Below are 10,983 nucleotides of genomic sequence, written 5' to 3' on the forward strand. Positions count from 1 at the left end.
ATTTATCGGTTTATTTATGTGCTATATTTCGTTCGTTTTTAAATCTCTCATAAAAGGTGAACTACGCAAATGACTAAGTTAAAGCTATCATTACTCACTACACTATTATTGACAAGCTACGGCATGTCCTCACCAGTTTTCACAGCGACCAGTCCCAGTGGCATTACGAATTCTCAATCCGATAATAACGCCAGTGCTCTGGGTATTAATGTGAATCCTGAAACAGGTCAGCTAAGTGCGATGATTGATTTTTCACAATCCGCTATGCTGTCATTAAACTATCAAGGTCTAAGTGCCGGATTTGCGAGTTATCACCTGCCTAAAGGCTGGCGCTTTAGCACAATGAGTTCAATTGAAATAAGCAATGATCAAAATCCAGTTAAAACGCTTTATCTACCAGATGGTACACACTACATCATTGATGACACTTATAGTAGTGGCTTACGCTATTACACAGCCAAAGACAAATCCTATCAGCACTTTTCTACAGGTATTGCGCTAAAGAGTGATCCTCTGTCTAGAAAGTATTTTTCTGAGCTGGTTACAGGGATTAGCCTAACAACACCTAGTGGAACACAACACTACTTTTACGATGGTAATGGTCAATTAATTGGTGTATCAGATAACAACAATCAAATGAGTTACTATAGTTTTGGAAAAGCACTTATTGATGGCACAAGCAATGCGAATGAGTCAGTGGTGTTAGATGTGATCGATGCCAGAGGATTAGAGCATCGCTTAAGCTATTACCCGGATGCTAGCTATTATAAAGTTACAAGTCCTGATGGTTCAACATCAATCCTTTCTGTGAACAATGACGGCAATTTAAGCAATTACCAAGATGCTGAAGGTAAACGTACAAACATAGGCTATAACAGTCTTGGGTATCTTAATAGTATGACCTTACCAACAGGTGGACAAATAGAAATTGATTACAGTCAAAATCAAGATGGAATACCTGCATGTAATACCTCAAGCTGTACTTTGTCTACAGCAACTTATTTGCCAGTGGTGATTGCAGTAAAGCGTTACCTAAATGCCGGGAGTGTTCCTCAGGTTATAAACTATGATTACAGCACAAGTAAACAAACCAATTTCTCAGGTTTCCCGAACTATGGCTTAAATAACGCCAACCATAAGGACTTAACACTTGAAGATGGTGATAATACGTACACCTACAAATCAATCCAGCAAAGCGGTGCCAATGGAATTTATCAGCAGGATGTTACCACATACAACCACTTACACTTACCGATTGAAGTAAAGCATTATTATAAAGATCCAGCTACAAATAACTGGGTTTTGCAAAGCGCCGATAAAAGTTATTATGAGGGACTTAACGCATCCGCAAAGAGTACCTCTGATTCTTTTAACGATCAAGCAAATGCCTATGATTTCCCGAGTTATCAACAGCTTCAAAGCTCAGGTAATTATGCAAAAGTGCGTAATCACTTTAGCTATTTTATTGATAATGGAAATACGCGCACTAGCTTTTTACATTCTGAATATAATGACTATGGTCTTCCAACACTACAAGTACGTTATGATCAATCCAAGGGTAGTTATCAACTCAAAGATAAAACTGCTTATTACTATAGCTATGATAAAGATGCCTCCAAGGGAGAAATCTTAATTATTCACTATGACCCATTACTATCTAATGCTCAACAATACCAATATCATCTAACACAGTCGGATCAGTATGGCAATAAAGTATATGAAGAGACGGGTTACAGTAATGATATTTCCGGTAGTCAGTTAACTGCTGAGCGTATTACACGCGAGTCATTTTATAATGTCGGGGAAAGTAAAGAGCTCAACATCAATGATAACTTCCCTACTTTAGTTAAATCAGAAATATCACAATGGGCAACCAAAGATCATTCTGGTATACAGTCGACTGAAGTAGATTATAGCTATAGCTACAATCAAGAGGATAAGACCTTAACAACCACGACAACGAGTCAAGCTGATGATCGTCGTATTTCATCCATTCAAACAACGGATTATAGAAATGGCTCAATCCTAAGCCAAAGCGAACCTTTTGATGCAGATGAAAAGCCAACAACAAGCTCTCTTAACCAATATGATATTTTGGGCAGATTGACCAAGTCGATTGATAATTCAGGTAATGAAGTAGATCATTTTTACGGATTTGGCAATGTCGATGAAGATAACTATGTTGAGTCTTGTACAAATCCATTGCATCTTAGTACTCAAGGTGATATTGAGGCTTCAGGAGTCTGTCAAAAGCAAGTTTTTGACGGCTTAGGAAATCCATGGAAATCCTATACAAACATAGGGGGTTACACAGATGGCGTCCATTGGCAGCTGCTCAATGAGATTATCTATGATGCCGCCTTAAGAAAGATTTCAGAAATTAATTATTCACAGCATTTTGATGGTCAAGCCGCAGCAGCAGATCAAGATGCTATAACAACGACATATGAATATAACCCCAAAGGGGAAATGGTCACTACACGCCAATATTTTGGTATAAAGCGTAGTAATATGTACGATGACACATCAAGTCAACTTGTGAATAAAAACACCCAAGAGAGTGATCAAATTAATCAAGTAATAGCAAGCGCATATAACAATCAGCTCATGCGTAAGTCTTATTTTACAGATAATGGAGATATAACTCGCAGTGATGCTTATACGTCAAACTATAACAAATCACTAACTTCAAATAACATAACTCTTAGCGCATTAGGTCAAACCCTTGCACAACAAAGCACCCTAAACGTTAATGACCAGACTCAATTACTATTCAGTGCTACGAATCAATATGATTTGCTCAATAAACTCACAGATCATATGGTGAATTTTTATCAAGAAGGTCAATTAAAAGTCAATGTCACATCGCATCAAGAATATGACTTATTAGGTAACCTTTTATCTAAACAAGTAATGGTTGGCAAGTACCAAGCAACTTCAGAGCTATCAAGTTTCAATAGCTTTGGGCAATTAACAACTCTAAAGAATAATAATAATCAAATCAAAACCTATACTTACGATCCCAAGGGACAGGTCGCTCAAACAACAGATTATGCAGGGGTTATGACTGAATATCATTATAACGTGCAAGATAGTCTAACTGATAAAACGATTCACGGGAAACACACCATAAATTATCACTATGATTATTATGCGCCTGATTCTGCTGAAGGCTACCAAGTATCCGATGTAATAAAAGCAGTAGATGGCGAAGTATCAAGTCATATTCACTATGAATATTCGAATGTGCAACAGGGAAATCAATTAACTGCAATTACTTATTGTGATAGCGAAAACTGTCATTTGGGTGATGCTGGATCTCACTCGATTCGTTATACTTATGATCAATACAATCGCTTAAAAACACAAACGGATGTCGCAGGGAATACTGAAACCTATTATTATAGCGATACACCACTGGCAACAGCTGATAACTTTCCGATTACCTCAATTGTCTATCAAGGTGCTAATGGTCAAAAACATCAGCTAAGCTTTAACTACGTAGGGGATAACAGTATTAATCCACTTAAAGCACAAGATCCAACGCAAGTGGGGAAAATCGCCAAAATCACTTTAGATGGGGATTTGACTGAAACTTATGTCTATTACCAAACTACTGATAACCCACATTTATCAGGAAAGTTGAAAACGCTCAGTATTTCAGATCATAATGGTTTACAGCAAGCTATTGAGTATAAATATGACCTTGAAACCGGTTTTGTGATTGAAAAAGATTATTACTACCGTGATAGCGACAACAATATTGTACAAAACTATACATTAGATGCGTTAGGGAAGATTCTTGAGTCACGCACAACTGATGCCAAAGGGATTCTCACAGAAGATACTTTGTATACTTACGATGATGCAAATATCAATATTCTAACAAAAGAAGATGGTTTAACAAAAGCAACCATTTACTACGGCTATGACAAAGACAATCGTTTAATTTGTGAGCGTGACTCACAAGGGGAGTTAAGCAGCTGCTTGTTATCACCTCAATCCTCTCAGGATTATCAATATGACATCAATGGTGAGTTGATTTCAGATACTATTCATCATCAAACATTTGCCTATGACGATGAAAAGCAACTGGTTAGTTTTGCAGATAACTCTAAAAAAATAACTGCTACGTATGCCTATAATGCCAATGGTATGCGTAGTCAAAAAATCATTAATCAGCAAACGATTCATTATTACTATGATAACAGTCAGATTCCACAACTTATTAACGAGGTATTGGTTACAAATACAGAAAAACCACAAACAGCTAGTTACCTTATCAATGGTGATCAACGCTATATTCGTATGTATGAAGATGATAATGCTCAGTCACACGATCAGATCTTATTAGGCGATCACAAAGATATTAATGCAACACTAGAAAATGATAAATTATCTGTTAATTATTATGATAGCTATGGTATTCAATTATCTGATTTATCCGTCTTGCCTGTACTTACATCAAATCAAGATAATATATTAACCCTTTCTTATAATCCTTGGGGCTATGCTTCTGCTTATACTGATCAAGAAAGTATGCTTCAATATAATCGTGTGCGTTTTTATAACCCTGCTATTCAACGCTTTATTCAGCGAGATGAGGCATTAGCGCCGATGAACAAATATGCTTATGCTTTGGGTAATGGTGTCGCCTATGTTGATCCTACAGGCAATAACGCTGGTCTGGCTTTCTTGTCCGGTTTTTTAAACCCAATCATTGGAATTGCAGGAGGGAGTCTTGACACGAATATGAATTGGCATTGGGTTGATGGTGCCAGTGAATATTTCAAAGGCGTTGCGCATTCATCTATTGGTTTTGTTGGTAATCTTGCTTGGGGGCTAGGCGCTGGCAATAACGTCGGTTCTTTTGAATATGCCGTCGATAGAACAATGCTTGTTGGAAGTATTAAAAACTCAATACAATCAGGAATTAATGGTAACACTGACAATATGGCACAGTCCCTAGGTAGTCTAACAACCGAAACAGCTATGATACTTGCAGGATCATATCCTGGTGCTGAATTTGGCGAGCTTTCAACTGCTTCGTTTAAAGTTAAAATACGGAGTCTAGCTTATGCTAAATCTATAGCTAACAATACAGTATGGACTGTATTGGTAGGTCCTCTTGTTTTCCCATTAAAAGAAATTGCTAAAGGTTATATTCATTCAAAAGCCACGGGCATTGACTTTAAGTATAACAATGCTTATCAGGATAAAAGTATATGGGTAAAGCTTGATAGATGGTTATTTAAAAGAACAAATAAATATAATATCGGTACAAGTTCATTTAAAGGGACAGCGCTAAGACGGCTAGGAAATTTTGGATTATCTAAAGCTACGTTAGCGGATATCAACGAAGCGATTGGAGACTACCAACCTCAACCAAGCTCCAGTTCAGCTTCATTAACAGAAAGTTCAGAATCTAAAGTTGAATCAATTAAAGAAATATCTGAAACACAAGGGATGATGGATAATGACTCTAATTATTCTTTCCTAGATCAGTCATACAAAGGTGGCAATCTTAGTTTTTCAGATATTGATAATATTGAATAAACAATTTTCTTGAGAATTAATGATTGGTTGATAGTTTAGACAAAGCACTATGCCTTTAGCCAAATGTCCCCTCAACTAATAAGCGCTCATTTTCAGTTGGTTTAGTACCAAGTAAGTTAGAGATGCGCTTACCTTTCCCTTTAGTACAACTAACTTTCGCATCAGGCACACCCACCATCACATCAACAAATCCAGGAATCTCTTTATAAAATGCAGATGGGTCATGGTATGCTTCAAAATATATATTATTTAGAACTTTAGATGTTGTCAGTAATCTGCCTCGATCTATGCTCTTTAGATCATTGGCTTCATTATTTCCAAAACCTTTGATCATTTGTCCGTAATTCATCATCACAATACGATCTGAATAACTTGGATTGTAATTTTTCTCAGGAAATTGAACGGTGCAATGAAAAGTCGTTGGATTTTGGGGTGTCGAGTTAATATCAAGCATCAAGCGAGTTGCTTGTGGCATATCGTTGGCAAAAGCACTAGCACCAATCAAAAAGATACTTAAGCCGGCGAGTTTTATTATTTTGCTCTTGATCATATTTAGGTCTCCTTGTCTGTTTAATCCTTAAAAGCTTATCTGAGGTTAGCGATAAAATATAAAAATGCAAGTCATATACCGTTCGTTAATCATTTTACAGAATTTCTATCTGAAATATTAATGCACAGCGTTGTGCATCAACATTTGTACACAAAAAGAACGTATTTATTAAATAATAACGGTTAAAACATAACCATGCTGTATAACCATTTTTGAGGCAATTATGAAAAAGAAAACCTTACCCAAAATCATTTTGTTATTATCATTAACACTTGCCGGTTGCGGGGGAGGTGGAGGCGGTGGTTCCTCAGACACCCCTTCACCTTCACCAACGCCAACACCGATACCTATTACCAATCTAACCTATAGTGCTAGCGAAACGAATCCAAAAGAGAGTATATTGGGACTTAGTGCAAGTTATATCTATGAGATCAAAAATATTGGCAATGAAGATCAGGTCATTAGCTCCTTTGATTTCTCTGACAACAATTATGTCTTGGATACGACAGAAATCAATAGCTGTCGCAGTGGTTTAGTACTGGCAGCGCGAACTGGAAGTTGCTATGTATACTTACATGAGTTGCCATCTGTGAACGTAGCACAAAAAGCTTCTTTGCAATCTCTACAAAATAGTACTCCGGGGCTTAATATTCATTTTGCCTCAGGTGAAAAGCTCAGTATTGCGATTGATAGACAAAAAGTCGATAAACCGACGACAAATATGAGTACAATAGCACTTACTCAAGCAGTAAGTGCCATTATGCCAGAGGACATTCAGCTTGATATAAAAAATACTGGTAAGAACTATATAAACACCCCTCAGATCATTATCGATACCACTAAAACAATCGGTCAACTAGATGGTGCTGCTATCACCTTAGCGGATCTTATTGATATCAATAACTCAAGGCTGATTGATTACACCACCTTGGCACCAGATGAGACACTATCAACACCGCTATGGTTAAAACCAAAAGCGAATTTATCCAGTAAACAAATTGACCTGTTGATATCCGCACTTAACAACAATCAATCATTAAATGCACTGCAAATTATGGGTAGCAACTCTCACAGTATTACGCCAAATATTGAGGTTAAACTTCCGCTTAATATTACTCGACAAGACTCGATTACACACTTGCCTTCCGCCGGTGATTATAAGCCTAGTATTAATTTGGGCACAATTAGCAATATCTCCGCTAATGCGTTTAATGTTGACTTTAGCGCATTTTTAGATAAACCTGAGCTTGCATTTAATACTGTGTCAGAAAATAGCTGTTTTTATCATTTAACTGATAACATTAAAGCGCTAGCTGCGAATACAGCCTGCCAACTACTTTTTGATTCATCTATTAAGGTTAGTACTACTATTCCTTGGTATATCACCTATCATCAGCAAGGATTTTCGTATCAGCCAAACGATTACATCACACCCATCAATATTCTTGGTGGTAACCGTTTAATCACAGACAATAACATTCCCCATAACATCTTTGCAGGAAATAAGACACAGTTCGACATTCAAAACATTGGTATTGCTAAACTGCCCAATGGCAACTTTGTTGGCAATGCTTTGGCAAATATACATTTTCAAATTGTGGATGACCTAAAGCCCTATATTGACTCTGAAACGCCAAGCTTTTCACTTGATTTAGGTGGCACAAAAACACTTACCTTAACTTTTAAAGATGATAATGCGCTAACGGTATTTGCGGATGCGCTAAATAACAACTTACAAACTCAACTGATCCAAGTGGTCGCCAATGACACAAACACAGGTGATAGTATTAGTATTACCCCAGTGTTTCGCTATAGTAGCAGTCTTGAGATTGCCGGAGACACCACCCTTTTACCAAGCAAAAGCTATCAATACACGCTAACCAATAATGACCCCGATGACAGTTATAAAATCATCTCCATCAGTGAAGATCAACTGCCTCAAGGTGTAAAAATCACCAACAATAACTGTGATGTGCTAGCACCTCATCAGTCTTGCCAAATCAATATCGAAACTGATTCATTGCTTTCAGGTAATGGGCAATTTACGCTTAACTTTCGTAACAATAATAGCAGTACCGAAGTATCACACACCCTCACACTTGCACTTAAAACCAATGTCCAGCTTATCGATGCACCTTATGCTGATATTTCAACAGCTGCTGTTTTAAGTGATCAATCAGCACCAAAAAGTATTACCATTCCGGTTACGCATAAAGGAAGTCAAGGCGATGTCAAAGATATTGATCAACTGACACTTATCGTTGCTGATACAGTTTTGCCATTAGTAGATATTGATAAATCAACCCTGAGCATCAATAAATTATTACCTGAGCAAACACAAACATTTGTAATTTCATTTAAAGCAGGTGCTTTGTTTACTGCTGATGATATTCGTCACTTAGAAAACACTGACACGCCTGCTATTTTAATTACGGCAGAGAATATTATTCCACAACCTGTTTATATCAATGTGAATGAAGGGACGAGTTTCATCATTGATAAACCAATTGATAAACCAGATGATTACACCTACACATTGACCAATAATGACGCTCAAGCAGTGACAATTGAGCAGGTTGATACAACGCAACTACCTGATGGCGTTAACCTCAAGAGTGAGACCTGCCATTTATCGACCCTTTTGCATGATGAAAGCTGTCATGTAACCTTAGAAGTGAGCGCATCAGCCAAAGCATCAAGAATTACTACAAACACCCTATCTTTATCCTATTACTTTGGGAATAAAGAAGATGGCAATATGTTTACACTCAACCATGAGGTAACAATCCCAAATGCCTCATTATCCCTTGTCTTAAAAGATCTTGGTACAAATACACCAACGGATTACTTCCGTGAGAACACGCTACAAGATATCGATGTCCTTGTGACAAATACGAGTCCCTTTGATGCTGATATTACAAAAGCGCAGTATGGCTTTAGTGATACGACTGACCAAGCAGTCAGTGGTTTTTCTACTAAAAACGTCATTGACACGATTATTCCTGCTCACGGTGATAAAACATTTACCATCAATAAATCTCAAGCAGTACAATCTGGTGAGTATAAAATTAATATCACACCGGATATCACATCTAATATTGATAATGTGACCTCAAAAAGCTTTTATGTGGTCCCTCCATCAAGTATTACGATAAGTGAAGATACGCAATATAACGAAAATCATCCAAACACCATTAAGCTTAATGTGCATAATGATGATTCAAGCAACGTTAGCTTAACGAACTCATTTACTGGTAATAATTATATCAAGGCGCGTGCGATGGCAGATAGCTGCGCAGATACCCTTTTATCAGGTCAATCCTGCTCATATTATTACTACACGCCTAAAAGCTTTGATGCCTCTCAACCCAAAACAACAAGTATTACAATTACGGCAACTGCCGATCAGAAACTGCCTATCACAGCTAATTATACGCTCATGGCAAAAACCTTTTTATATACCCCGCACTATTGGGATATTTTCCAGTATGGATTTTTTGATAACACACAAGCCTCAATCAAAAATATTTCAGATAGATTATCTTCTGAGCCATTAAGCGTCTTATTCTCAACACCAGAGTTTAGGCAAGAAGGAAGAATTTTAAATATGCGCAGCTTTGGTGATGGTCAAATTGCACTACTGAGATATGACAATAGCAACCCTAGCCAACTGCTTTATACTTTTTACCCTCAAGATAACTATACAGGCGTTGATAGTAATGGCTTTAAATATTTATACAAAGTTCAGAATATGAACAATTTAACTTCAAATGAAGTAAGTAGTATTTCTGGAGCTCCCGGTAGCGGACTTGTTTTAAATTCACGCGCAGTACAGCAAAGCATCGACTTGGGTAAAACTTGGTTTAAATTAAAAGATAGTCTTAATACCAATTGGTTTAATAGTATTACCAAATCAGCAACAATTCCTAATAGCAATGATTATTTCATCTATCCACGTTGGAACGATAATGTCTATGGGGTCAATGCCAACAATGCGCAAGGCGTTATATTGGTGTGCAATACGAACCAAACCTGCAAAAAGCTAAACTTTAATTACCCATCTGGCTTTTGGATTAAAGATAACCCTTCGTACCTAACCTTAGTATCCGAGATGTTTAAAGTCACGCCAAATGGACAGTATTTAGTACTTCATGCAGACTCGTGGGAGTATGGTGTTACAAGCACATACCGTCGCGCATTTTTAACCTTTGATGTTAATACATTGTTAAGCGCTAATAATAACCAGACAGTATCCCCAAGCTACACAAGAACACTTTCTGGAAAAGTCTACTCGATTGATTTAACAGATAACTATATTTACGCACGAGTTGATAACACAATGTGGCGCTATAACCTATTGAACTCGAGTGCGACTACTATAAGTTTGCCCCCTTCTACACAAACCATTTCACATGATGATGAGAATAACTTATATGCGCTGGGTGCTGATCCTATTATTGGCGGTTCTTGCTTATACATACAAAAAAATGGTACTAATAGCTGGCAAAAATTAAGCAACTCTGGTTATACCGCAGAGTATAATCATGGCGGATTTGCTAATGCTTACACCTATGGAGATACACTGTTACTTGCAAGTCCATTGCTTTCAATTACACCATCTTCTTGAGCTTAAAGTTGCATTTAACATAAATCATTTTTCGCACAGCAATGTGCAGTTATAACGGTACATATAAAGCATCGTTTAATCAACAATAAGCTTATCTTTAACGCTGTAATCAAACGTAGTTATGATGAAATTACTTCGCATATTATACTTATTATCAACCATGATAAATACAAATCATTCAACCTCTATTGCATGTGATTTAAGCACTACAGCAAATGCACAACAGTCTCCTTTGTGCAATAAGAGTCAG

Annotated in this window: 3 protein-coding genes; 2 read left to right on the plus strand and 1 reads right to left on the minus strand. The window is 37.1% G+C overall.

From position 1 onward, the window contains the following. The first annotated feature begins 69 nt into the window (after positions 1-69). Positions 70-5,556 carry an RHS repeat-associated core domain-containing protein gene (locus NYP54_RS05315; protein WP_283157471.1) on the plus strand — a complete coding sequence of 1,829 codons (5,487 nt, stop codon included), beginning with the start codon at positions 70-72 and terminating at the stop codon, positions 5,554-5,556. Positions 5,557-5,611: 55 nt separating this feature from the next. Here the strand turns inward: NYP54_RS05315 and NYP54_RS05320 are convergent, their stop codons facing one another. After that, the gene (locus NYP54_RS05320; RefSeq protein WP_283157472.1) at positions 5,612-6,106 is read right to left on the minus strand and encodes a hypothetical protein; all 495 of its coding nucleotides are present in this window, start codon (positions 6,104-6,106) and stop codon (positions 5,612-5,614) included. A gap of 223 nt (positions 6,107-6,329) precedes the next feature. Here NYP54_RS05320 and NYP54_RS05325 point away from each other — a divergent pair, with 223 nt between their 5' ends. After that, on the plus strand, positions 6,330-10,733 hold the full coding sequence (locus NYP54_RS05325; protein ID WP_283157473.1) for a hypothetical protein: 4,404 nt from the start codon (positions 6,330-6,332) through the stop codon (positions 10,731-10,733). Positions 10,734-10,983: the final 250 nt, after the last annotated feature.

It is taken from the genome of Cysteiniphilum sp. QT6929 (genome assembly GCF_030035755.1).
In the GTDB taxonomy this organism is placed as follows: Bacteria; Pseudomonadota; Gammaproteobacteria; order Francisellales; family Francisellaceae; genus Caedibacter; species Caedibacter litoralis.

What these genes read in the sequence shown, in the direction of transcription:
- NYP54_RS05320 (WP_283157472.1), bottom strand. Translation starts at nt 6,106, where the DNA reads ATGATCAAGAGCAAAATAATAAAACTCGCCGGCTTAAGTATCTTTTTG.
- NYP54_RS05325 (WP_283157473.1), top strand. Translation starts at nt 6,330, where the DNA reads ATGAAAAAGAAAACCTTACCCAAAATCATTTTGTTATTATCATTAACA.
- NYP54_RS05315 (WP_283157471.1), top strand. Translation starts at nt 70, where the DNA reads ATGACTAAGTTAAAGCTATCATTACTCACTACACTATTATTGACAAGC.